This is a genomic window from Shewanella canadensis (assembly GCF_003966225.1).
Lineage (GTDB): Bacteria > Pseudomonadota > Gammaproteobacteria > Enterobacterales > Shewanellaceae > Shewanella > Shewanella canadensis.
In genome coordinates this window covers 78,505-103,828 of the sequence record NZ_RXNU01000017.1, presented here as the reverse complement: position 1 = coordinate 103,828, position 25,324 = coordinate 78,505, and the positions used below count along the sequence as shown (strand labels likewise).

The window sequence follows — 25,324 nt, the reverse complement described above, 5'->3', positions numbered from 1 at the left end:
TTACTCACCCGTCCGCCGCTCGACGTCTGATAGCAAGCTATCTCCGTTTCCGCTCGACTTGCATGTGTTAGGCCTGCCGCCAGCGTTCAATCTGAGCCATGATCAAACTCTTCAATTAAAGTTTTTTGTTTTACTCACTTACTCAACTAAGAGTGTGAGCAAAACGGCTCAATGAATTATACTGTTTTTCATCAATCCGAAGATTAATGAAGTTTACATATTGCTATGGTCACTCAGTGGTTCATCGAGTTAAATTTTTGATTGCTTCCTAAGAAGCAATTTCGAATAACTCAACACCTGTGAGTGTCCACACAGATTTCTTGTTTCAACTTGTTAAAGAGCGTTAGCATCAATCTTTCAGATGCTGCCGTTAGACGCTAGGTCGTTGGCTTGAGGGGGCGTATTCTACACTTCCCTTGGTTGGCGTCAAGTGCTTTTCTTAAAAGATTTTTAATCGTTTAAAACGAGTTAAAAACTCTTGTAAAACTTAGCGAACTTGTTGCCCTGACTCGTTTCTGCCTTACTCTGCTTAACGCTTTGAAAGACTGCTTTGCCGTGTCAGTGGATGCGCATTATAGGGAGATCCTGAAACAGCGCAAGCGCTTTTATCATGAAAAGTGTTGTTCCCTTACTGTTTGTCGATAAAACCCCCTGACTAGCTACTTTTTAAGCTTTATAATGCCTGAAACCGCTATTTTAAGGACTTTTACTGATGACCATCTTGAAAAAAACTCAATCATTACGCTCTTATAAAGGAATAACTCCTGAACTTAAGGATAATGTGTATGTAGATGAAGCTTGCGTACTGGTTGGAGACATATTCCTTGATGAAGATGCAAGCATCTGGCCTTTGGTAGCCGCTCGCGGTGATGTTAACCATATTAGAATTGGGAAGCGATCTAACGTTCAAGATGGAACCGTTTTACATGTTACCCGTAAGTCCAATGCCAAACCTGATGGCAATCCTTTACTTATTGGTGATGATGTTACTATCGGCCATAAAGCTATGTTGCATGGTTGCACTGTTGGTAACCGCATATTAGTTGGCATGGGCGCAATCATTCTTGATGGTGCGATACTGGAAGATGATGTGATTTTGGGCGCGGGCTCTTTAGTTCCTCCTGGTAAGGTATTAAAGAGTGGTCACTTATATGTAGGTAGCCCAGCGAAACTGGTTCGAGAATTAACCGAAACTGAGTTAGCCTTCTTGCCTCAGTCTGCTGATAACTACGTCAAACTGAAAGATGAGTACCTGGAAGAGGTCTAGTCATCAATCTTTGACTGGTGCTTATTAATAGGTTCTTACTTTACTACGAGCCGACCTTGCTCATCGAATGACTCGCGTTCGATGAGTGTTTCAACCTCTTCTTCAATATCGAACCTATACTCTTCAAATAAGGTTAACGCTTTCTCTTTGATATCGCTGTCGGAACTTTTTAAGAGTGTTAAAGCCATTTCGGATAGCTTAGGCAATCCTATACGACATTCAAGATTCGCACCTTGTACCTGAGCCGGAAATACCACTGATTGCGTTTTCTCATCCCAGTCTTGTAGATCGGGAAACAAAATATTCTGATTCATGTGACCTCTGCTTTTTAAAGCTGTGCTCTAAGTTCAGCTAATACAGGTTCTACACTCGGTTTAACCTTGCGCCAAATAGCAAAACTTTGGGCAGCTTGACCAACTAACATACCTAAACCATCTAAAGTCAATTTTGCGCCTTGCTCTTTTGCCCAAACATTAAAAGATGTTGGCTCTTTTCCATACATCATATCGTAGCAAACGGTACTCGTAGCTATAACTTGAGTCGACAAATTAGGAACCTCTCCAGTCAAACTTGAAGAAGTTGAGTTAATAATGATGTCATAGCTTTGATTATCATGCTCCATTGGCAAAGCACAAACCTCACCATATCCAGAAAAGATTTCAACCAGTCGCTCTGCTTTGACTTGTGTCCGATTAACGATTGTGAGCTTGCTGATACCCGATTGTAGTAACGGCAAGACACTTCCTCTGGACGCCCCACCAGCACCCACCAGTAAAACAGTTAAACCGTTAAGCTCACCCATGTGTCTTTTCAAGTCAGCCACTAACCCTAAACCATCGGTATTATCCCCCCGGATCACACCGTTAGCTTGCACCGTTAAGGTATTCACCGCACCAGCTAACTTAGCCTCTTCACTTAGCTCGTCACACAAGTTAAACGCCTGCTCTTTAAAGGGCACTGTGACATTGGCCCCCTTACCACCTCTTTTCCAAAACTCCCCTAAACTTGAAGCAAACTCATCGACCGGAGCGAGTATTGCTTCATACTCCAGATCTTGTGCCGTGTCTTTCGCAAAAAAGCCATGGATCAGCGGAGATTTACTATGGGCAATGGGGTTGCCGAAAACGGCATATTTATCAGTCATGACTGGTCTCAAATATAGGAGGGCTTTACAAGAGTTTTACTAGTCTACTCAGACTATACTTTGGCGCAATTGATTACTCTTCATATTATTGGCATTTTTTGATTTCCAAGCTCGATATTGAGATTAAAGGGGTGGAAAATCGAGCCGCAACATTTGAGGCCATAAGTACCTTAGCCGGCAATATTCGTAAACAATAATCATAATATTGAGCTTAATGGTTATTCTTACTAATCAATTTCTCTTCTAAATTTAACCAATCCTTCGGTTTTAATAAGTCGGTGTAAAGAAGTGCTTCAGCCGAATTTTCTTCCGGTGTATAGGCGTACTGCCAACGAACTATGGGCTCGGAATACTGCATAGACATCAGAGTCGTTCTGATAACACTCCTCAGCCTATGCTAGTAAACTATATTTACTTTTCTAAGCCTAACCAGTCCTTTGGTTTTAAGAAGTCGGTATAAAGAAGTGCTTCAGCCGAATTTTCTTCCGGTGTATATGCGTACTGCCAACGAACTATGGGCCCGGAATAGAGCATAGACATCAGAGTCGTTCTGATAACACTCCTCAGCCTATGCTGGTAAACAATATTTACTTTTCTAAGCCTAACCAGTCCTTCGGTTTTAAGAAGTCGGTATAAAGAAGTGCTTCAGCCGAATTTTCTTCCGGTGTATAAGCGTACTGCCAACGGACTATGGGCTCGGAATACTGCATAGACATCAGAGTCGTTCTGATACCACTCCTCTGCCTATGCCGATAAACAATATTTACTTTTCTAAGCCTAACCAATCTTTCGGTTTTAAGAAGTCGGTATAAAGGAGTGCTTCAGCCGAATTTTGTTCCGGTGTATATGCGTACTGCCAACGAACTAGCGGCGGCATAGACATCAATATCGACTCGGTTCGGCCACCTGTTTGCAAGCCAAACAAGGTTCCTCTGTCGTAGACGAGATTAAACTCAACATAGCGCCCTCGACGATATAACTGGAACTCCCGCTCTTTTTCGCCATATTCTGTATCTTTACGGCGATCGACAATTGAAGCGTATGAAGTTAAGAAACCATTACCGACAGCCTGCATAAACTCGAAGCTTTTTTCAAACCCGTCTTGATTGAGATCGTCGAAGAATAAACCGCCAACACCGCGAGTTTCATTGCGATGGGGTAAGAAGAAGTATTCATCACACCACTTCTTATATTTTGGATAAACAGATTCTCCAAATGGCTGACATAAATCATGGGCATTCTGGTGCCATTCAATTACATCCTCTTCAAACGGGTAATAGGGAGTAAGGTCGAAACCACCGCCAAACCACCAAACAGGATCTGCTCCCTCTTTTTTAGCGATAAAGAAACGAACATTGGCATGAGTGGTAGGAATAAATGGATTTTTCGGGTGAATAACTAAAGAAACCCCCATCGCCTCAAAACTACGGCCTGCAAGTTCGGGTCTGTTAGCCGTTGCCGATGCTGGCATTGCAGCACCGGTAACATGAGAAAAGTTTACACCTGCCTGCTCGAATACTTTGCCATTAGTTAATACACGGCTCGTACCGCCACCTCCCTCTTCACGCTTCCAGGAATCAGCTTCAAACGTCCCTTCTCCATCCAACTGCTCCAAACCTTCACAGACTCGCTGTTGAAGATCGAGTAAAAACGCCTTGACTACACTGGTGTCTGGCACAGACATAATGATTCCTTTTTATTATTTATCTTTCTATTGTCTAACGTAACACTTTGCCACTGATCGCATCGACGATTGTTGAAGGTTTGCGCTCAGCTCCAAGAGAGCCGGCTATCAGGGCATCGATCTCACCATCAAATTTGGCAATGATCTCTTCACTGCTCATCGCAGGTGGTTCGCCGGCATGGTTGGCGCTAGTCGAAACCAACGGCTTACCAAGTCTCTGACAGATAGTTTGAATAGTAGAATGGGAAGACACTCTAACCGCGAGTGAATTAAAACTGCCACATAGCAGATTTGAAAGCCCTGGCTTAATCGGCATGATAAAGGTGAATGGTCCAGGCCACTTAACAAAGACCCTGTTTAACTGCTCATTGGTTAGTTTTGATTCATCAATATAGGGGAGTAATTGTTGATAATCACTGGCAACCAAGATAAGCCCTTTCTGCCAGGGGCGCTTCTTTAATGCAAGCAACTTGGTTATTGCTTCATCATTATCAGGATCACAGCCTAATCCATAGACCGCTTCAGTCGGGTATGCCACGACACCGCCCTGTTCGATAATCTCCTGAACCTCGTCTGGAGCCTGTTCCAACATAACAAAACCTTAAAGAAAAACTTGCTTACCCAAGCGGTTTAAACACCACTAATTCGATGAATGGAATTATACAGAGTTCCCTAATACTAACAATCACGCCCTATAGGGCACGCTTATACTTACATTGTTTTTTCGGGCATTCTAAACGTGCCCCAGCCGCTCCCTTACGTTCAACCAAAATACCAAAACCACAGTCGGGACATGTTTCATGCACTGGTGGGTAATTAACCAGAAATTTACACTTAGGGTAACCACTGCATGCATAGAAGCTTTTGCCGAAACGATTGGTTCGATGCTCAATATGGCCCTTATTACAGATGGGGCAAGGTATCTCTTCCCCTCCCACCTCTTGGTCTTGTTTCTCGATATGTTTACACTCAGGATATTGAGTACAACCGATGAAAATGCCAAATCGTCCGGATTTTACGGCTAACTCGTGTCCACACTCAGGACATTGAGAGCCCTCAATCACCTGGGTTTCTATCGACTCGTGCTGCACCAGCGGCCGGGTATAATCACAGGTCGGATAGTTATTACAGCCGATGAAACCACCATGTTTACTATTTTTTATCGATAGTTCACAGCCACATTTTGGACAAAGCTCAAACTCTTTCTCGAGTGCATGCTCATGGGAGCTAAATAGCTGTTGATCGATTTTAGACATGGTTATCTCACTTACCAGATGATGTTCATATTTTATCAAGCAATGACAATGCAGGGAAATGGCAATTGCGACTAATTAACCTTGGCTATATGGCAATAACACAAGTATATTGTATACAAAAAACACAAGGGGTTATCATGTTTCGCCATTCTCTTATTGCCATCACGCTTATATCTCCCGCACTCATGACATTAAATGGGTGTAGCAGCTCCCCCAACTTAATAGTAGACCAGACACTCGTCAGCCAGATTAACCAGACGAATAAAGATTCACTTTTTGATGCCAGTAACCCGCAGTTAAACAAAAATGTATTTGAACAGGTAACACTTGCCTTAGCGACAACAAGCGATCAGCAGCAGGCCGATAACCTTCTTTATTATCTACGTGCGTTTAGCTATTTTGGGCCCATCGATGAGCTTGATGACACAAGCTATGAATCACTCACCTTTGGGCTTAAACAACTCGCTAATAATGAGTTGTTGAGTCACTCCTCTCGGCTACAGGAACAATATGGAGTTACCCTGTATCGTTACTACGCTAATAGTGAACGCGCAGCACAACTTGCCACCCTCTTACCCCAGCTCGACTCACAACTATTCTCTCTCGGACAGAGCGCTTCCAATACGGATAATGACTACGCCCTTTGGGAAACGCTTAGAGCCTACGGCCTACTATTAAATGCAGCCAGAAAAGAAGCGGATGGAGATCTTAACAAGTTATTGGTAGAACAGGGTTTGGCGCGTCCTCTACTTGAATTTGCAGCATCAACGACAAGCATAAGGTCCGGTAATGACTGGCCTAAGGCTAATGCTTATTGGGCTCTGGGGCTATATCGTTTAGCGCTGCCGTCAAGTGAGAATGATAAGCCAACGCCTGCAGAGCAGAGAGTAGACTATGCGGTTGCCGACATAGCTAAACAAGACGTAAAGTTACGCGGTGAGAAAGCTAAAGAGACTTATACCCTAGGCTATCATGTTAACGCTTTTGCGGGTAAAGAAGCATGCGAAAGCAATAGTGAGATCTGCCGAATACCTAAATTACAAGATATTCTGCCTATCAAGCATTCCTGCTCTGATAGCTTGTTCATTCTGGCACAAGACCTAAATGAACAAGAGCTAGCGACAAGCTGCAGTAAACTCACCTCCCAAGAGACCAACTTTCATCAAGTGTTGGAAACCCAATATCAGCCTACCGCCAATGATTTCAACAATGCACTGCGTGTGGTGGCGTTTAAAAACTGGAGCCAGTACAACGCATACGGACAACTGCTTTTCGACATAGATACTGATAATGGTGGCATGTATATCGAAGGCACTCCGTCAAAACCAGGCAACCAGGCGACATTCTTCGCCTACCGACAGTTCTGGATCGAACCCGAATTTGCTATCTGGAATTTAAATCATGAGTACGTACATTACCTCGATGGGCATTTCGTCAAATATGGTGGATTCGGGCACTTCCCGGAAAAAATGGTGTGGTGGTCAGAGGGCCTAGCCGAATACATATCCAAGGGCAACGACAATCCAAATACGCTAAAAGTGATCAAAAAAGATATTGATAAGGCACCCAGCCTTGAAGAAATTTTTGCCACTGAGTATAAAGATGGGCAAGACAGAACCTATAAATGGAGTTATATGGCAGTGCGCTTTCTGGTTGAAAACCACCATTCAGATTTCGTTCAATTGAGTCATTATTTAAAAACGGATTACTTTGAAGGTTACGCTGAGTTAATGGCTAAACTCACTGACCATCAGGCTCAATTTTCAGATTGGCTAAATGTGCAGGTGGAACAGTTTGATGATAGCGAAGAGAAAACTAAGCCCAGACTCAATAAGCAAAACAGATATAGCTATCGGGATTACTTAAAACCTGGGCACCTGAAACAAGACAAGCAACACCAGCACTATTAATCTGTTTGAATGCTATAGGAAAGAGTGACATAAGTGTTCTGACTGCCACGGGCCAAAGATACTCCAGATACCTTTATGGCATTTCCCACATCCCTGTGGGTCATGGCGGGAATGCCGATAAATGTCTGGAACATTTACGGTCAGACACAAAAAAAGGAGGCGTATGCCTCCTTCTTATTTCAAGCGAAGTTAAGAGTGTAATCGTCCATCGGGTTGCTCAAAGATCAGATCTTCCATCTGTTCATAAGCAGACTCATTTCCTGGAGCATTAAATAACACCATTAAAACAACCCACTTAAGATCTTCCAGAATCAGGGCCATCTCATCCAGCTCCATGACCCGATCGATCACCATTTCACGAGTTTCTACACTGAGCACTTTAATTTGCTCAAGAAAAAGTAGAAAGCCACGACATTCGACATCAAGCTTATCCATCTCTTTCTGAGTATAAATTCGGAAAGAGTGTTGGGCATGATCACAAAGATATGGTTTATCACCCTCTTGTAGCTCGGCTAAGTTTTCAAGCCAAGATAATGCTTTAATAATGTCGGACTGATGAAAACCAGCACGAGTGAGCTCCTGAGTAAGCTCATCTTCATCCACTAAGAATTCTACTTCGCTGTGAACATAGTTTTCAAATAGATACATGAGGATATCAAACATGGCTAGCTCCTCCTTAGTCTTACATAACCACCGGGTACTACAGCGACCCAACCTTGTAGCTCAAGTTCAAGCATTTGCTCTAATACTAACTCTATGGCTTTTCCACTATGCTCAACCACAACATCAATTGGAGTGGCCTCATAACCAACACTAGCTAACAGTGAGGTAAATGGCAAATCTGAAGCGTTCTCCCCCCCTATATGGTGACGACTTTTCAATTCTTCAAGGTGAAAATCACATAAAGCTGACACTTCTTCTATTATATCGGCCGCATTCTCGACAAGTTTTGCACCATCTCGCAATAGGTCATGACAACCCTGACTCTGTCCACCCAAAATACTCCCCGGAACCGCAAACACCTCTCTTCCCTGCTCCAACGCCAATCGGGCGGTGATTAATGAGCCACTTTTCCGACAGGCCTCAACAACAAGCGTACCTAATGATAGACCGCTGATAATCCTGTTTCGTTTCGGAAAATTTCCAGCATAAGGTCTGACATCCGGCCAAAACTCGCTTATGACGGCACCATGGCATTGAATTTCATCATATAGCTTCTTATGTCTACGAGGATAAATAACTTCAACCCCCGTTCCCAATACCGCGACGGTTTTGGCATTGTTATCAATACATGCCTGATGTGCTGCGCCATCGACTCCCGCCGCCAGCCCACTGGATACAGAAAAACCAAGCGACCCGAGTTCACCCGCCAGTTGGTAAGCTGATTGTAAACCCGAACTCGTTGCTGCGCGGCTTCCAACAACGGCAATACTCGGTAGAAGAAGCGTATCGGGCTCACCTTTAATAAACAATATCGGTGGAGGATCGGAGATCTGTTTCAACAAATTCGGATAATGGGGGTCATCTAAAGTGACAATATGGTGATGTAATGACCTTTGTAACCAGTCTAATGCCGAATCGACAAGAGAAAAATCGGGGACAAGCTCACGTTTGAGCAGACTCTCCGGTAGAGGCAAAGCATCTTTCTCATGCTCCAATCTCTGCCTAAGTTCCTCTACATCCATGTAGTTGAGTAATTGTTGAATCCGGGCTGGTCCGAGCCCGGATACAGCACTAACAACCAGCCAATCGACCAGCTTTTCAGTAATTGATCACCTCGTAATCGATCTCAATATTTCAGTTATAGATAAACTAAAGCTAATCACTAGCCAATAGGGAATTTGGCTGAATAAGTTTATCGTCGACCCGCACAGGCCTTTCATTTACCACGATCAAGGCCAAGCTGGTTCTATCAAATACCTTGAACACCATAAGCTTTCCACGATAAATATCTGGCATTTTTACAGCGTTATCGGAGGATATGCCAGTCAATAAACTTTCATAGGTACTACGATCCTGGGGCAGTACAGGCTGGCCATCGCCGTTGATAACGATATCGACACCCTCTCTGAAGATAGAGAACACATGCCCGGCTTCCACCCCATCCTCATTCCCTTTATCTATGTAGACAACATCCAGCTTACCCATCTCTCTATTCTTCTTATCAGAAGCGATTACCGTTGCCGGAGTTTCCAGCTTAGCGGCTCTGGGCATGAAATAAGCGGAGAGCAGGGAATCATCTTCGATCGGTAAGACTCGATATCCGGCTTTCGTTTCACGAAAATTACTCAGCAACCTGACTTTAGAAATAGGTCCGGATTCGATGACACGGCCACTTGCCGTCAATATCACCTCTCGTCCCAAGGGCTCACCCTCTTCCTTGCTAACAAACTCACGGCCTTGAGCATACACGCCAAATTTATCACCTAAGGTAAGCTGATCTTGAACATAGATAATATCGCTAGCGATATGATATTTGGAATCACTTTCGCCGCCCATAACCATAGGCTGCTCATCAAACCAATCACCGTCTACAACTCTATTTTGCACCAGGAATGGTCGAATGAGTGATAGATCAACTGCCGGAATAGCCCCATCCTTTGGCATTATTCTACCTTCAGGGCTTTTGCGAATATGCGGCTTAACCACTAATCTTGGTTCACCGTCGATAAAGACTAAGGTGAGTCGATCCCCCGGATAAATAAGATGAGGGTTGGCTATTTGCGGGTTTGCGCCCCAGAGTTTAGGCCAACGCCAGGGATCATTTAAAAAATGCTCAGAGATATCCCAGAGGGTGTCTCCCTTCTTTACAACATAAGAATCAGGGTGTCCGGACTTCAATGTCAAAGTATCCGCGAACACGAACGAGCAACTTATTATCATTAAAGCGAGTAAAATTAGTCGTTTCATGGGGTTTTCCATGCTGTTTGCTCTTTTAATAGAGCTTTTACTGTTATTGAATGCCGCTAAGGATTAAAATTAAGCCATTAACTAAATGTCAGTATAACCAACTGATAATGATTTGACAGACTTGTTAAGAGTTTATGTATGAGTTTATTAAAAGTTTTACGTTTTCCCGATGAGAGATTACGCACGATTGCGAAGCCTGTAGCAGAGTTTAACGCTGATCTGCAGGTTCAAGTCGATAATATGTTCGACACCATGTATGAAGAGAAGGGGATCGGACTGGCCGCAACGCAAGTCGATTTTCATCAACAATTGATAATCATGGATCTACAAGATGACGTAGAGAGACCCACGGTGTTCATCAATATGGAGATAATTGCCCGTGATGGCAGTTGTACCAATGAAGAAGGCTGTCTCTCTGTCCCCGGCATCTATGCCAACGTAGATCGCGCCGAGTCGGTAACGATTAAGGCTTTCGACCGTGAAGGTGTTGAGTTCACCTTAGATGCAGACGGGCTGTTTGCGATATGTCTGCAACACGAATTAGACCACCTCAACGGTAAGTTATTTGTGGATTACCTGTCGCCCTTAAAACGACAAAGAATCAAACAGAAACTCGAAAAAGCAGCCAGGCTCGAAGCCAAACAAGGATAAACCGTACTTGAAACCATTAAACATTATTTTTGCTGGTACTCCAGATTTCGCGGCTCGCCATCTGCAAGCACTGATCGATTCAGAACACAATATTATCGGTGTTTATTCACAACCGGATAGGCCGGCCGGACGCGGAAAGAAACTGCAAGCGAGTCCGGTAAAAAGTTTGGCCATCGAGCATAACCTTCCCGTCTTTCAGCCAAAGTCTCTTCGTGATGAACAGGCTCAAGCAGAGTTGGCTGGCTTAAATGCCGATATTATGGTGGTTGTCGCCTACGGATTAATCTTGCCAAAAGTAGTGCTCGATACGCCTAAACTTGGGTGTATTAATGTACATGGCTCAATATTACCTCGCTGGCGCGGTGCGGCGCCAATCCAGCGCGCCCTTTGGGCTGGTGACACAGAAACAGGCGTCACCATCATGCAGATGGATATCGGTCTGGATACCGGCGACATGCTATTGAAGACCCGGTTACCGATTGAAGATAACGATACTTCGGCGAGTCTCTATGAAAAACTGGCTTTACAGGGACCTGATGCCTTGATTGAGGCACTGACCGGATTAGCTAAAGGTGAGTTAGCGGCAGAGAAACAGGATGAAAGTCTGGCTAATTACGCAGAGAAGCTCAGCAAAGAGGAGGCTGAGCTGGACTGGAATAAATCTGCGCTCGAACTGTGGCGTGAGATCAGAGCCTTTAACCCATGGCCTATCAGCCACTTTACTCACCAGGATGCCAGTATCAAAGTAAGAGAGTCCGCGGTCAGCAACCTCAGCAGTGATGCACCTGCAGGTACCATTATTGCGGCGGGTAAACAGGGTATAGATATTGCCACAGGTGACGGCGTGTTAACTCTGCTTAATATGCAGTTGCCAGGCAAGAAGCCATTGAGTGTCGGCGACATTTTGAATTCTCGTGGGGAGTGGTTTACTCCTGGCACGCTCTTAAATAGTAAAAAGCTGATTGGCAAAGAGCCAGCGGCAAAAGAGGCTGAGTAACATGAATTTGCGAGCATTAGCGGCCAAGGTCGTATTTCAGGTGTTAGAAAAAGGGATTTCATTGTCTGTCGCCCTGCCGGATCAGCAAAGACACCTTGAAAGTGGTAAAGATAAGGCGCTAATGGCCGAGCTCTGCTATGGCGTCATGCGCCACCTGCCTCAGCTTGATAAATTGGTCAGTGACTGCATGAGTAAACCTCTGAAGGGCAAGCAAAGGATACTGCATCAACTGTTACTCGTTGGCTGCTATCAACTTTATTTTACCCGCATCCCGAGCCATGCAGCCATTTCAGAAACCGCAGAAGCCTGCCGACAACTCAAATTTGAAGGTCTGGTAAAGGTTGTCAACGGTGTACTGCGCAATATTCAGCGTCAAGAGAAGCCACTGCCTACAGACAACGAAACCTTAGCTCTCAATACGCCGGCCTGGATCATCAAGCGACTCAAAGAGGCTTATCCCAAAAACTGGAAAGAGATCGTTGAGCAAAGCCATCAACGTCCACCTATGTGGTTACGCAACAATAAGCTATCGCAAACTCGCGATGAGTACTTAACCTCGCTTGCCGAAGTAGAGATAGAAGCTTCGGCAGGTAAGAGTAGTGATGCCATCTTACTCGAGAGCCCTAAAGATGTAATGCAACTTCCCGGCTTTGAGGAAGGAGCGGCCTCGGTTCAGGACGGTGCGGCTCAATGGGCTGCAACTCTACTAGCCCCAATCGATGGGGAATTAATCCTCGATGCTTGCGCGGCACCAGGCGGTAAGACTTGTCACCTATTAGAACAAGCTCCCAATATTGAATTAGTCGCCGTTGATTTTGACGCCAACCGTCTCGAACGGGTTCAGCAAAACCTGGACCGTCTTTCCCTCAACGCAAAACTGATCCATGGCGACGCCGCCGATATCGATTCATGGTGGCAAGGAGATAAGTTTGACCGCATCCTTCTCGATGCCCCCTGTTCGGCAACTGGTGTTATCCGTCGTCATCCAGATATCAAATGGCTAAGAAAACAATCCGATATTGAAGAGTTGGCCTCACTGCAGAGTAAGATATTAGATCACTGTTGGCAGTGGCTCAAGCCCGGTGGCACACTGCTCTACGCGACTTGCTCAATCCTTCCTCAGGAAAACGAACAGCAGATCCGTGCCTTCCTGGAGAGAGCCGAAGACGCGACTCTCGTTCCAATCGATGAGCAAAACCACCCTGATGATATTGGATGGCAAATTACACCGGGATTGGAGAATATGGATGGATTTTACTACGCTCGGTTGGTAAAGGGATAAAGCAACGCCATGAAAATTATCATTTTAGGTGCAGGTCAGGTTGGTGGCACATTAGCCGAAAACTTAGTCGGCGAAAATAATGACATCACTATCGTCGATAACGATAGAAGTCGATTACGTTCGCTGCAGGACAAGTATGATCTGCGGGTTGTTTTCGGTCATGGTGCTCATCCAAATGTCTTAAAAGAGGCTGGCGCCGAAGATGCCGATATGCTGATTGCCGTCACCAACAGTGATGAGTGCAACATGTCGGCCTGTCAGATGGCATACACGCTTTTCGGTACACCGACTAAGATTGCCAGGATCCGCTCCGAGCAATATCTTGCCTTGCGGGATAAGTTGTTTATCAACACCGAAACCAAAAAAAATGATAATAGTCCTCGTGGCGGTTTTATTATTGATGAGCTGATCGCACCCGAACAGCTCGTTACTGCTTATATTCGCAGGCTGGTCGAGTACCCCGGTGCCCTACAGGTTCTCGAGTTTGCCGAGGGGCGTCTAAGCCTTGTCGCAGTGAAAGCCTATTATGGTGGGCCCCTCGTAGGTAACGCACTGGCCGCTCTTCGCGAACATATGCCGAATATTGATACCCGAGTAGCAGCCATCTTCAGGCAGGGACGCCCCATTATGCCTCGCGGCACCACGATTATTGAAGCCGATGATGAAGTTTTCTTCGTCGCCGATAGCCGTCATGTTCGCGCTGTCATGAGTGAGATGCAGAAACTGGATAACTCCTATCGTAATATTATGATAGCGGGCGGCGGTAATATCGGTTTCGGGCTCGCTCAGCAGCTACAGCGGAATCACTCGGTAAAACTGATTGAACATCGACAAGAGCGCGCAGAAGAGCTGTCTGAAAAACTCGAAAACACCACTGTTTTTTGTGGTGATGCCTCAGATCAAGAGCTACTGCTCGAGGAGCATATCGATCAAACAGACGTATTTATTGCGGTAACCAATGACGATGAAGCCAATATCATGGCAGCCCTGCTGGCTAAACGCATGGGCGCGAAGAAGGTGATGGTGTTGATCCAACGCGAAGCTTATGTGGATATCGTTCAAGAGGCTAATATCGATATCGCAATATCTCCACAACAAGCGACTATCTCGGCACTGCTCACCCATATTCGTCAGGGTGATATCTGTAATGTGTATTCACTCAGGCGCGGCGCAGCCGAAGCTATCGAAGCTATTGCTCATGGCGACTCAAAAACGTCAAAAGTTGTTGGTAAACAGATAGGTAATATCAAGTTACCCCCCGGCACGACCATCGGTGCTATCGTCCGTGACGAAGAGGTACTGATGGCTCATGATAAAACCGTCATCGAACAAGGCGATCACGTCATTCTCTTTCTGGTAAATAAGAAGTTTATCGGTGAAGTCGAAAAGCTGTTCCAACCAAGTGCTTTTTTCTTCTAGCACCTTATCGTCAACCGACGCTTTTCAAAGGGTTGAGTCGTCATGCTGAATCTTCGACCTCTGCTGTTTATTTTGGGCATATTTCTGTCGACGCTGACAGTATTTATGTTCGTCCCACTTTTCTTTGCCCTGTTTTATGGCGAAGAAACGGTGGGCGCATTTATGATAGCCTCGCTGTTCACCGGTACATGTGCCAGTGCCTGCATGCATCAGGGCCGAGGTCATCAACTTCACCTGAACATCCGTGATATGTTTCTGTTGACCAGCTTAACCTGGTTAATCGTTAGCTTTTTTGCCGCAATGCCATTCACCCTCTATCACGGCATTAATTATACCGACGCATTTTTTGAAACCATGTCCGGCATAACGACAACTGGATCGACCGTCTTATCTGGCCTGGACAACATGGATCACAGCATATTGATCTGGCGCTCTCTGCTCCAATGGATGGGCGGTATAGGTTTTATCGTGATGGCCGTTGCCGTACTTCCCTTCCTCAATGTCGGTGGCATGAGATTATTCAGAACCGAGTCATCCGACTGGAGTGATAAGGCGATTCCTCGCACTCAAGATATGGCTAAGCACCTTTTCTATATCTACATCTTCTTGACCATTTGCTGCGGTCTCGCCTACCACTGGGCTGGTATGAGCTGGTTTGAAGCCATCAACCACTCGATGACAACACTGTCGACGGGGGGCTACTCTACCTCTGATAGCTCTATGGCAGCCTTTTCCAATCAGGCGCATTGGGTAGGCACTCTCTTTATGGCTGCCGGAGGCTTACCATTATTAATCTTCGTCAACTGTATTCAGCATAGATCTCTGTGGGTTTGGAATGATGCTCAGGTTAAAGGGTTCCTGTTATTTTTATCGACAGTATCTTTTGGCCTGGCCTTCTGGTTATGGCTGGGTCATGAAATGACGCCAATCGATGCACTACGTTTAGCCAGCTTTAATGTCGTATCTGTGGTAACGACTACAGGTTATGGTCTCACCGATTACACGGCTTGGGGGGCATTAGCCAATGTCGCCTTCCTGTTTTTGATGTTTGTAGGCAGTTGTTCTGGCTCTACATCCGGCGGCATCAAGATTTTCCGATTCCAGATAGCCATCGCGATTATGCGGGAGCAACTCAAGCAGCAATTCCACCCCAATGGCGTCTTTAAAGAAAGATACAACAACCGGGTGATAAGCGAAGATATTGTCCGTTCGCTGGTAGCCTTCGTGTTGCTGTTTATGCTGGTTATCGTCGTACTGTCCGTCATCCTGGTGATGACCGGACTCGATCCCACCACCAGTTTTACCGGCGCAGTAACTGCGGTAACAAATGTTGGTCCCGGGCTTGGGCACACTATCGGACCGGCGGGTAATTTCTCGACCTTGCCTGATGTCGCCAAGTGGGCACTGGCAATCGGCATGCTATTGGGTCGATTGGAGATCCTGACGGTAGCTGTGCTGTTTCACCCAGGCTTTTGGAAATACTAGTTCGAAGTACTTGGATCGATACTTTATCAAGGGAAATGTGTATTTAGTCGTTTTATGGGAAACCATGACCTCTATGTAATTTATAGCCTGCGGCTCGCTGAATGTGCAGATACTTCTTCGGCACGCTGCAAGTACATCCATGTAAGCTCGACGGTGGCATCCTTGCCACCAACGTCCTCAGCCGTATCTACACTTGAGTGTTTATCTCTCCGACGTAAATTTTTAGTTATGAATACAGCTCTAAGCTGAAATGAGTTAATAGTTAGTCTCTAACTCATGAGGTTTTGATTAGGGAAAGTATGGCAGCCGCAATAAACGGCTTATTACAGTTGGCTAAAATTGTTGAGAAACCAAACACAGCTAACTGTATTTGGTCCTGATCTAACAGTTTGTTAGCAATTGTCACCCACTACGTTTAACTCTATAACCAATAGAATAAATAACATCTTCGCCGCTGCACTGGCTATTTTCAAAAGAATCTTTTTCCGAGCAATGACCATCTCCAGTTTCTAAGCAAAACTGAAATTGAGTATTGGTTTTAATAGGCTCTTGGACAATACCTTTAGATAATTCAGACCATTTCCATTTTTTTACGTTAAGTTTTGCTTGTTTAGCAAAGTGTTTACTAGTTGAGGAAACAACTTTAATATCTCTAATTTCGTAACCTTGAGTAATAACATACTCAACCGAAGCACAGCCTTCTTTTCCTGCTCTCGCATCTTCAATGGGATATAAGGGAGGAAAGCGTTCTAATTTTTCCCATTTTTCCGAAAGCAATTCAGCTTCAGTTAACTGTAAATCTTGATATTGCTCGGTCGGTGTCGTTTTACAACCAACTAAAGCAAGTGTCCCTACTATTCCTAAAATATACCGATTCATGCCAAACTCCTTTTGTATTCCTAACCTTTGTATAGTGCGAACTTCACCACCCTTAACAATCAGCAACCTATCACCAAGTACTTTAGTTAGCCACTGATTTAATAGCTATTTAATACAAGATCTTTCTTAAACACAACGTGCATTAGATTCTACCGCTAGTCTGGCGGTAGAAATCAAACTCAAATCGAAGAGATAGATGAACGGGTGTAGATGCGACTGCGAACGTTGATGGCAAGGATGCCATCGTCGAGCCCACATGGAAGTGCTTGCGGCGTTTCACAGAAGTATCTGCACATAAGCTCACCGCAGGTGATAGATAACCATGAAGATTAAACCTTCAACAAGCTATCAAATACCAACTAAACCAAAACAGAAAATGTAATCAGCCTTCATTCGAAGGCTGACTATCAATAATATGAATACAAAGCTGAATGTTAGTCAGCCAGACTCACTAAGTGATCGGCATAGACCTTAACATCATCCCAGTCGGTGTAATCGATGACGGTTTTCGGATCCGTTGGGCCATCAGTCATCTTCATGATCAACTGAATAGCCAACCTGTCCCACCAACGCCAAGATGGGTAATCGACCTTACCGGCAATGACTTTGACATCTTTCGGTTTCCAGGGAGATAACTCGATAAACTTCTGCAAGTACTTATTATTTTCAGGTACACGCTTTTCAGGCTTACGCGCGACGACGTTAACACTGTAAAAACTGCTCGGCTTCTCGCTTAAGGCGACTTGATGTTTAGTGGTAAACTCGAAGACACTCTTATCGTAAGTGCCATACATGACACAGGCCCCCAAGGCGACACAGTCGTACTTTGACCAGTCCAGCCCCTCTTTCACCGCCTCACTGATGTGCATTACCGCACATTTATTGCCACCATTTTCAATGTGTTCAGCAATGGCTCGGCTGATCTTAGCGGTATGCCCGCCTCGAGAGTAATAAAGTACTAGAACTGATTTCATCGATATACCCGGTTAATATTCTGATATCTTCATCTATTGTTACAGTAAGTCCATTAATAAACAGGATAATTGATCACAAATTAGCTCTAGCTCATATAATTTAAAGTAAAAATTGAGATCCTCGTTATCGCTCAGTATTATTGTTTTTATGGACCAACTCAATTAGAATTAACTAATCAAAGGCTAGAAGTGAGTAACCGTATGCAAAAAGAAATTGATGTAGATGCAATGGTAACCAATGCTGAGAGCGCAGCGAAATGGCTGAAAGCAATCGCCAATCCCTATCGCTTGATGATTTTGTGCTTATTACTCGAAAATGAGTATAGTGTTACCGAATTAAATGAAACGGTTCCTCTAAGCCAATCCGCACTTTCACAGCACCTTGCCGTGCTACGTGCACAAGATTTGGTATCGACGAGAAAAAGCTCTCAGGTTGTCTACTACAAGCTTAAAAACGAGCAGGTAACCAAGATCATCTCAATTTTACACAGCCAATACTGCGCTGACTAAACGCTTATTTATGAACCCTGTTTTATAGTAAGTGTTAAAAAGCCTGCATTAGCAGGCTTTCTGGGGAAGTGTGTCATAAATACCTGATACAGCGCTTAGTCGCAGATACCTAGCGTAATGTCTAAAGTCACATCAGATTGTTGCAACCCCCTATTGCTCACTAAATGCTTTGGCAAACTCTTCAACCTGTTCCCAGTCAGTAAACTCATAAGTACCGCTGGTGTCCGTTGGGCCCTTGGTGATCCACATGATGAGACGGATCATGGTCTTATCAAAGAAGCGATAACTGGGGTAATCAATCTTTCCTGCGAACACGGCTAACTGTTGAGGCTTCCAGAGTGACAGTTCCAAAAACTTCTTCATATAGGGATTCGTTTCAGGCGTCTTTTTTTCTGGTTTTCTGGCGACTACGTTCACGGTGAAAAACGCATTCTGTTTAGCACTGAGTACGGCGTGATGGCGATTAATGTACTCGTAAAGTTCTGGACGGTGTTTTCCATAACGAATACTGGCACCAATTAAAATTTTATCAAAATCAGCTAAATTTAATAATTTAGCTTCATCGAGGGAAGCCATAGTTACGCTATCGCCCGCACCTTCATTTACCCCTTGAACGAGCTCGCAGATCGATTTCGTCTGACCATCTACAGTAGAATAAATTATTAATGTATTGCTCATCAGGTTTCCCAAATTAAGTTCGCATTATGAGTTCTAAGAGGAAATGGACCAAGCTTTCCCCCGCATTGATATAACTCTTCATGGTACGTGAAAAGTTAGGTTCTCCAGAATGTCGGTGTAAATAGTACCAATAAGGTAAAGACTTCGAGTCGTCCAAACAGCATAGCTATCAGCAACACCCACTTAGCGCCATCACTGATACTGGCATAGTTGCTGGCAACTTCACCTAGACCTGGCCCCAGATTATTCAGGCAAGCCGCCGTAGCACTAAATGCGGTGATATTATCCATCCCCATAGCCATCAAAGCCAACATACAGATAACAAAGACCAGCGCATAAGCAGAGAAAAACCCCCATACAGCATCGATAACACGCTCAGGAAGGGCCTTGTTTCCTATACGGATGGAGAACATTCCTCTTGGATGTACAAGACGTTTCAATTCACGTGAGCCCTGCTTTAACAGCAAGATCATCCGCATCACCTTGATACCACCGGCGGTCGAGCCACCACAGCCACCAATGAAGCTTGAGAAGATAAGTAACATAGGCAGGAAGAGTGGCCATACATGGAAGCTCTCTGTACCGAAGCCTGCCGTGGTAGATATTGAAACAGCCTGAAACAGGGCAAAGTCTAATGTCTCTTCGGGTGAGTCATAGATCCCCGAATGGTAGAGAGTAGCAAAACAGATCCCTGTCAAAACCAGCTGCACTATGATTAAAGCCTTAAACTCAGCATCTTTAAAATAGACTTTCAGGTTGATTCCACGACGTGTAAAAGCGGCGAAGTGCAGGCTAAAATTAAGCGCCGCGATAAGCAGGAAAACCACACACACCATGTTAATTGCAGTGCTATCGAAATATCCCATACTGGCATCATGGGTGGAGAAACCGCCGATAGCAATCGTCGAGAAAGAGTGGCAGATAGCATCAAACAGATCCATGCCTGCTACCCAGTAAGCAAATGCACAGGCAATAGTCAGTAAAAAATAGATATACCAAAGAGCCTTGGCCGTCTCAGCAATTCTTGGCGTCATCTTACTGTCTTTTACGGGTCCAGGCATTTCTGCTCGGTAGAGCTGCATCCCCCCGATACCCAATACCGGTAATATTGCCACAGCCAGCACAATGATCCCCATGCCGCCTAACCATTGCAACAGATGGCGATAAAACAGGATAGCTTTAGGAAGTGAATCCAGACCAACAATCACAGTAGCACCTGTGGTTGTCAGCGCCGAGAATGACTCGAAAAAACTGTCGGTCATACTCAGGTCGGGTTGACTGGAAAAGATAAAGGGCACCGCACCGATAGAACCCAGCACGCCCCAGAAAAGAACCACGAGCAGGAAGCCTTCACGGGTGCGCAGATCTTTGTGGTGCTTTCTATTTGGATACCAAAGAATAAACCCAAGAAAAAGGCTGAGTGCAAAAGCCTGTATAAATGCCGTTCCGCCACCATCTTTATAGATCACTGCCACCAAAGCCGGAGGAAGTAATGACAGAGAGAACAACCCCATTAAGAGGCCTGTTATTCTTATTATTGTTCTATATTGCATTAAACTATTTAGTCTTCCCTAAGTTTGCACACCTTGTACTTTACTATTTTCGCACAAATGATTAACGCGCAACAGCATTGCGGCTCATCTAACAATATCGCCTCACCGACTCAAGCAGAAATCCAAAGCGGCCACAGTCATCACGACCATAACCTTAACGAATGAGTCTTGACGAATTAACTCTTAAACTTTGCCGACAGCATCCCTTGACTCATGGTCGCCAAACCGAGATTCAACGTCTCTTGATAACGCTTTGGGATCTCAAACAGAAGCGTCACCTTATCTGTAAAAGATCTATCTTCGACAACTGCATCATATTGACTCAATAGATACTCAACATCTTTTAACTGGCTATACTCACACACCAAGGATCCCGGATATCTAATCTGCTTCAACTCAGTCTGCAGTTGAGTGAGCCCTTGCTTAATTCCGGAGCTGTAGGCCCTAACGAGTCCACCAACACCCAATTTTGTGCCACCGAAATAACGTACGACTATGGCGCCGATCTCTCCAACATTGGCACCCTGTAGCGTTGCCAGCATAGGGCGTCCGGCACTTCCGGCAGGCTCTCCGTCGTCACTTGAGCCTATAGCAATACTATTTTCTGGCTGGGCAGCGACAAATGCATAGCAATAATGGCTGGCCCCCGGATAATCAGCCTTTACGTTAGTGAGTACACACTTCAGCTCTTCATAAGACTGACAATGGAATAAAACAGATATGAAGCGACTATGCTTAATCTCCTCCTCAATCACCAGCTCAGCAGATGGAACCTGATAACTATCGGTCAATACAACCCACCCTTTGTTTATTGAAATACAAACTTTCAGCCCACCTCACCACTCAGTGGCCTAAATAGAGATGCGCAGCAGATCTAGTTAGTCTAAACCTAAATCCCGAGTCATATTTTCATTTTTATCACTATGCACTATGACATTATCTTCGATGCGGATCCCACCAAATGGACGCAACACATCTACATTATTCCAGTTCACCTGATGTTGGCGCTTATCTTGTTTAAGTCCCTGCAGGAGAGAGTCGATAATGTATAAACCCGGTTCGATAGTCAGCACTTGATTCGCGGCGAGAGTGCGCGTACAACGCAAAAATGGATGCGCATCGGGTGCAGCAATATGTGTCCCACGCTCGTCATGAAGGAAGCCACCCATATCATGAACCTGTAAACCCAACATATGGCCCAACCCATGGGGGAAGAAGGCACTGGTGATCCCCTGCTCTATCAGACCATCACGCTCTCCGGTAGCCAGGTCGAAGTCGATAAGCATTTGAGCCACCTTTTGGTGAGTCGCAAGATGAAGATCGACATATTTAACACCGGGACGCATCATATCGATAATCTCAAGCTGTGCCCTGTCCATTGCCTCTATTAACTCACTGAAGATATTCTTCTCAAACGCATAGGTTCTGGTGATATCCGACGCATAGCCAAAAAAGTTTGCGCCTGCATCGATAAGGAAGGAACGGCGGGGCTGCGGAGATTGATGCTCCAACTTGGTGTAATGCAGTATCGACGCATTCTGGTTCAACGCGATAATATTGCTGTATGGAACCTCGCTTTCCCCTTGATTCGTCGCCATCAAATATTGCTGCTGGATCTCAAACTCTGACCCGCCATTATAGAAAGCATTCTTAGCTGCGATGTGGCCCTTTACTGCAATCTTATTGGACTTGCGCATACAGGCTAATTCATATTCAGTCTTTGTAGCGCGATGGTAATGCAGGTAACTCATAACGGCGTCTGGGTTACGGGTCTTGAAACCAAGCACCTCAGCCACATCCAGATGCTCACCAATATAAGCCCAATCAACAATATCTTTTGGCAGTAGATCGGCCACCTTATCCGCTTTGGTCAGTAACTTAATATCGACATGAGCAGTCCAGAATTCATCAGGAAGATCGGCAACCTTATGCCAGAAGTCGACTGGACGATAGAAGATAAGTTGAGGCTTATCACGCCCGTTAACTAATAACCAACAGTGTGGATTATCTAAGATCGGCAGCCAAGCTTTAAAATGAGGATTAACTTTAAATGGATAATCCATATCATCGAGAAATTGTCGATGAGGCTGCCCCGAGTGGATCACCAGGCCGGATAAGTTTTCACGAGCAACAATCTCTGCAACCCTACGGTTTAACTCTGCCACATGAGCATGAAAATGATTAGTTAGCTGATCCATGAGCTATTTCCTGTAGATGGTTTATTGCTAATTCATACCGCTCAATTTATTAAGTAATAGACTCACACTTTCTACTCAGTCAACTAAGCTATTAAAAATCAATTTTGACACTTAAAACAGTCTAACATAAAGGTGAAAAATCCCCCTAACCAAGACGAAATCAAACACCCGTTTAAATTGGGTGTTGTAATTTACACATTTTACAAGCACACTGAGTCACAAGTGGTCAAATGATGGCCTGTTGTGAGATAGAACATTTACCTAATTATATATACCAGAGAACATTAAAATTGAAGATCAGCCATTAAGAGCACTCCAGTTTCGATGATTTCTGGCATACAACAAAGACAGGTATCACGCAAAAGGAAGCAAGCAATGATCTACCAAAGTCCTACGATTCAGGTTGAGTTACTTGAGGATAATATTGCCCGGTTATGCTTTAACGCATCGGGCTCTGTCAATAAACTGGATAGAGAGACGATTAACTCTCTCGATGCAGCATTAGACGCAATTCAGCAAAACTCACACATTCAAGCATTAGTACTGACGTCAGCTAAAGGTGCTTTTATTGTCGGTGCCGATATCACTGAGTTTCTTGGCTTATTTGCTCAAGAAGATAGTGTTCTTCTTCCATGGATTGCCGAAGCTAACGTGGTATTCAACAAGTTAGAAGATCTACCATTCCCAACGATTTCAGCCATTAACGGCTTCGCATTGGGTGGTGGTTTCGAAACCGTGCTAGCAACCGATTTCCGTATTGCCGATACCACAGCAAGACTAGGTCTGCCTGAAACTAAGTTGGGCTTAATTCCTGGCTTCGGTGGTACCGTGCGTCTACCTCGCCTTATCGGTACCGATAATGCACTGGAGTGGATCACATCGGGTAAAGATCAACGCCCTGAAGCCGCATTAAAGGTTGGCGCTATCGATGCGGTTGTTGCTCCCGAAAATTTACAAGCTTCAGCCATTAAGATGCTTAAAGATGCACTGGCTGAAAAGCTCGACTGGCAATCTCGTCGCGCCCGTAAACAGGCCGCACTAACGCTACCAAAATTAGAAGCCATGATGTCATTTGCTACCGCGAAAGGCATGGTATTCAAGATAGCAGGCAAACATTACCCGGCTCCTATGGCGGCAATCAGTGTTATCGAACAAGCCGCAAGATGCGGACGTGCCGACGCATTGAAAGTTGAACATCAAGCCTTTGTTAAGCTAGCCAAGACCGACGTTGCACAGGCATTAATCGGTATATTCCTTAACGACCAACTGGTTAAAGGCAAGGCGAAGAAAGCCGGCAAGTTAGCGAAAAATATCGATACGGCAGCCGTACTCGGTGCCGGTATCATGGGTGGCGGTATCGCCTATCAGAGTGCCAGTAAAGGCACACCGATTGTTATGAAAGATATCGCACAACCTGCCCTCGAATTGGGTCTGGGTGAAGCCTCTAAGTTACTGGCCGCTCAAATCAAGCGGGGGCGTTCAACTCCAGAGAAGATGGCCAAGGTACTTAATAACATCACTGCCACGCTGGATTACACACCGGTTAAAACTGTCGATGTTGTCGTTGAAGCCGTTGTTGAGCATCCAAAAGTTAAATCTATGGTACTCGCAGAGGTTGAGCAACACGTTAGTGATGACGCCATCATCACCTCTAACACTTCGACCATCTCGATCAACCTGCTCGCTAAGAGCCTGAAGAAGCCTGAGCGCTTCTGTGGTATGCACTTCTTTAACCCGGTGCATAAGATGCCACTCGTAGAGGTCATTCGTGGTGAGAACAGTTCTGAAGAGACTATCGCTTCCGTTGTCGCTTACGCCAGCAAGATGGGTAAAACACCTATCGTTGTTAACGACTGCCCCGGCTTCTTCGTAAACCGCGTGCTCTTCCCTTACTTTGCAGGCTTCAGCGGCCTGCTTGCAGACGGCGCTGATTTCGCCGCTATCGATAAGGTGATGGAGAAGCAATTTGGCTGGCCTATGGGTCCGGCCTACCTGCTCGATGTTGTCGGTATTGATACCGGTCATCATGCACAAGCCGTTATGGCTGAAGGCTTCCCGGATCGAATGGGTAAGAATGGTAAAGATGCTATCGATATCATGTTTGAAGCTGAGCGTTTCGGACAGAAGAACAGCAAAGGTTTCTATGCTTATTCGGTCGACCGTCGCGGCAAGCCAAAGAAAGATGTCGATCCAACCAGCTATGAGCTATTAGGTGCAGAGTTTGGTGAGCTTAAGGCATTTGAATCCGAGGATATTATCGCCCGCACCATGATCCCTATGATTATCGAAACGGTTCGCTGTCTCGAAGAGGGAATTATTGCGACTCCGGCGGAAGCCGATATGGGTCTGGTATTTGGTCTTGGATTCCCGCCATTCAGAGGTGGTGTGTTCCGCTATATCGATACCATGGGTGTAGCTAACTTCGTAGCACTTGCCGATAAATATGCTCACCTAGGTGGCCTTTATCAAGTAACCGATGCCATGCGCGAACTCGCCGCTAATAACGGCAGCTACTACCAGTCTTAAT

At 45.1% G+C, this 25,324-nt stretch carries 23 protein-coding genes and 1 rRNA gene; 9 read left to right on the top strand and 15 right to left on the bottom strand.

Translation table 11 applies throughout. The features are described from left to right. A 16S ribosomal RNA gene (locus EKG38_RS21855) occupies positions 1-118 on the bottom strand; the annotation flags it as partial. Positions 119-712: 594 nt separating this feature from the next. Between EKG38_RS21855 and EKG38_RS21850 the strand changes: the two genes are divergently transcribed. Beyond that, positions 713-1,267 (top strand): gamma carbonic anhydrase family protein, encoded by a 555-nt coding sequence (locus EKG38_RS21850; protein ID WP_126523111.1) that lies wholly within the window; start codon positions 713-715, stop codon positions 1,265-1,267. A 35-nt stretch (positions 1,268-1,302) separates the two neighbouring features. Here the strand turns inward: EKG38_RS21850 and EKG38_RS21845 are convergent, their stop codons facing one another. The 5 genes from EKG38_RS21845 to EKG38_RS21810 form a co-directional block, all read right to left on the bottom strand. After that, a complete protein-coding gene (locus EKG38_RS21845; protein WP_126523110.1) occupies positions 1,303-1,581 on the bottom strand; it encodes a DUF1488 family protein in 279 nt (92 codons plus the stop codon). A gap of 14 nt (positions 1,582-1,595) precedes the next feature. Continuing rightward, complete coding sequence (gene aroE, locus EKG38_RS21840) at positions 1,596-2,411, bottom strand: shikimate dehydrogenase (protein WP_126523109.1); 816 nt, start codon at positions 2,409-2,411, stop codon at positions 1,596-1,598. A 763-nt stretch (positions 2,412-3,174) separates the two neighbouring features. Further along, positions 3,175-4,095: an oxygen-dependent coproporphyrinogen oxidase gene (hemF, locus tag EKG38_RS21820; RefSeq protein ID WP_126523106.1), complete on the bottom strand. Its 921-nt coding sequence runs from the start codon at positions 4,093-4,095 to the stop codon at positions 3,175-3,177. A 34-nt stretch (positions 4,096-4,129) separates the two neighbouring features. After that, positions 4,130-4,687, bottom strand: coding sequence for an L-threonylcarbamoyladenylate synthase type 1 TsaC (gene tsaC / locus EKG38_RS21815; RefSeq protein ID WP_126523105.1), 558 nt, complete (start codon positions 4,685-4,687; stop codon positions 4,130-4,132). 100 nt (positions 4,688-4,787) lie between these two features. Beyond that, positions 4,788-5,351 (bottom strand): DNA topoisomerase family protein, encoded by a 564-nt coding sequence (locus EKG38_RS21810; protein ID WP_126523104.1) that lies wholly within the window; start codon positions 5,349-5,351, stop codon positions 4,788-4,790. Positions 5,352-5,488: 137 nt separating this feature from the next. Here EKG38_RS21810 and EKG38_RS21805 point away from each other — a divergent pair, with 137 nt between their 5' ends. Further along, entirely contained in the window at positions 5,489-7,261 is a 1,773-nt protein-coding gene (locus EKG38_RS21805) for a collagenase (protein ID WP_126523103.1), read from the top strand. A 189-nt stretch (positions 7,262-7,450) separates the two neighbouring features. Here the strand turns inward: EKG38_RS21805 and EKG38_RS21800 are convergent, their stop codons facing one another. The 3 genes from EKG38_RS21800 to EKG38_RS21790 all read right to left on the bottom strand — a co-directional run bounded on the left by EKG38_RS21800 (position 7,451) and on the right by EKG38_RS21790 (position 10,183). After that, on the bottom strand, positions 7,451-7,924 hold the full coding sequence (locus EKG38_RS21800; protein ID WP_126523102.1) for a DUF494 family protein: 474 nt from the start codon (positions 7,922-7,924) through the stop codon (positions 7,451-7,453). 2 nt (positions 7,925-7,926) lie between these two features. Further along, complete coding sequence (dprA, locus tag EKG38_RS21795) at positions 7,927-8,919, bottom strand: DNA-processing protein DprA (RefSeq protein WP_500691056.1); 993 nt, start codon at positions 8,917-8,919, stop codon at positions 7,927-7,929. 160 nt (positions 8,920-9,079) lie between these two features. After that, on the bottom strand, positions 9,080-10,183 hold the full coding sequence (locus tag EKG38_RS21790) for a LysM peptidoglycan-binding domain-containing protein (protein ID WP_126523100.1): 1,104 nt from the start codon (positions 10,181-10,183) through the stop codon (positions 9,080-9,082). 126 nt (positions 10,184-10,309) lie between these two features. Here EKG38_RS21790 and def point away from each other — a divergent pair, with 126 nt between their 5' ends. From def to EKG38_RS21765, 5 genes are read left to right on the top strand one after another with little or no spacing between them, the layout of a single operon-like run. Beyond that, a complete protein-coding gene (def, locus tag EKG38_RS21785) occupies positions 10,310-10,822 on the top strand; it encodes a peptide deformylase (protein WP_126523099.1) in 513 nt (170 codons plus the stop codon). 7 nt (positions 10,823-10,829) lie between these two features. Then, the gene (fmt, locus tag EKG38_RS21780) at positions 10,830-11,819 is read left to right on the top strand and encodes a methionyl-tRNA formyltransferase (RefSeq protein WP_126523098.1); all 990 of its coding nucleotides are present in this window, start codon (positions 10,830-10,832) and stop codon (positions 11,817-11,819) included. Position 11,820: 1 nt separating this feature from the next. Further along, a complete protein-coding gene (gene rsmB, locus EKG38_RS21775; protein ID WP_126523097.1) occupies positions 11,821-13,101 on the top strand; it encodes a 16S rRNA (cytosine(967)-C(5))-methyltransferase RsmB in 1,281 nt (426 codons plus the stop codon). A 9-nt stretch (positions 13,102-13,110) separates the two neighbouring features. Next, positions 13,111-14,520, top strand: a complete 1,410-nt coding sequence (gene trkA / locus EKG38_RS21770) for a Trk system potassium transporter TrkA (protein ID WP_126523096.1) — start codon at positions 13,111-13,113, stop codon at positions 14,518-14,520. A gap of 42 nt (positions 14,521-14,562) precedes the next feature. Next, positions 14,563-16,005 (top strand): TrkH family potassium uptake protein, encoded by a 1,443-nt coding sequence (locus tag EKG38_RS21765; protein ID WP_126523095.1) that lies wholly within the window; start codon positions 14,563-14,565, stop codon positions 16,003-16,005. Between the two features lie 402 nt (positions 16,006-16,407). On the opposite strand, the gene EKG38_RS21755 is transcribed toward EKG38_RS21765, so the two are convergent. Next, positions 16,408-16,884 carry an energy transducer TonB gene (locus tag EKG38_RS21755; protein WP_126523093.1) on the bottom strand — a complete coding sequence of 159 codons (477 nt, stop codon included), beginning with the start codon at positions 16,882-16,884 and terminating at the stop codon, positions 16,408-16,410. 434 nt (positions 16,885-17,318) lie between these two features. Further along, positions 17,319-17,858: a menaquinone-dependent protoporphyrinogen IX dehydrogenase gene (gene hemG, locus EKG38_RS21750; RefSeq protein ID WP_126523092.1), complete on the bottom strand. Its 540-nt coding sequence runs from the start codon at positions 17,856-17,858 to the stop codon at positions 17,319-17,321. Between the two features lie 201 nt (positions 17,859-18,059). Between hemG (EKG38_RS21750) and EKG38_RS21745 the strand changes: the two genes are divergently transcribed. After that, positions 18,060-18,368 (top strand): ArsR/SmtB family transcription factor, encoded by a 309-nt coding sequence (locus EKG38_RS21745; RefSeq protein WP_126523091.1) that lies wholly within the window; start codon positions 18,060-18,062, stop codon positions 18,366-18,368. A gap of 150 nt (positions 18,369-18,518) precedes the next feature. Here EKG38_RS21745 and hemG (EKG38_RS21740) read toward each other — a convergent pair whose 3' ends face one another. From hemG (EKG38_RS21740) to pepQ, 4 genes are all read right to left on the bottom strand, one after another. Beyond that, positions 18,519-19,046, bottom strand: coding sequence for a menaquinone-dependent protoporphyrinogen IX dehydrogenase (hemG, locus tag EKG38_RS21740; protein WP_126523090.1), 528 nt, complete (start codon positions 19,044-19,046; stop codon positions 18,519-18,521). Between the two features lie 95 nt (positions 19,047-19,141). Beyond that, a complete protein-coding gene (locus EKG38_RS21735; RefSeq protein WP_126523089.1) occupies positions 19,142-20,599 on the bottom strand; it encodes a TrkH family potassium uptake protein in 1,458 nt (485 codons plus the stop codon). Between the two features lie 176 nt (positions 20,600-20,775). Next, positions 20,776-21,390 (bottom strand): YigZ family protein, encoded by a 615-nt coding sequence (locus EKG38_RS21730; RefSeq protein ID WP_126523088.1) that lies wholly within the window; start codon positions 21,388-21,390, stop codon positions 20,776-20,778. An 87-nt stretch (positions 21,391-21,477) separates the two neighbouring features. Next, positions 21,478-22,797, bottom strand: a complete 1,320-nt coding sequence (pepQ, locus tag EKG38_RS21725) for a Xaa-Pro dipeptidase (RefSeq protein ID WP_126523087.1) — start codon at positions 22,795-22,797, stop codon at positions 21,478-21,480. A gap of 375 nt (positions 22,798-23,172) precedes the next feature. Here pepQ and fadB point away from each other — a divergent pair, with 375 nt between their 5' ends. Next, the gene (gene fadB / locus EKG38_RS21720) at positions 23,173-25,323 is read left to right on the top strand and encodes a fatty acid oxidation complex subunit alpha FadB (protein ID WP_126523086.1); all 2,151 of its coding nucleotides are present in this window, start codon (positions 23,173-23,175) and stop codon (positions 25,321-25,323) included. Position 25,324: the final 1 nt, after the last annotated feature.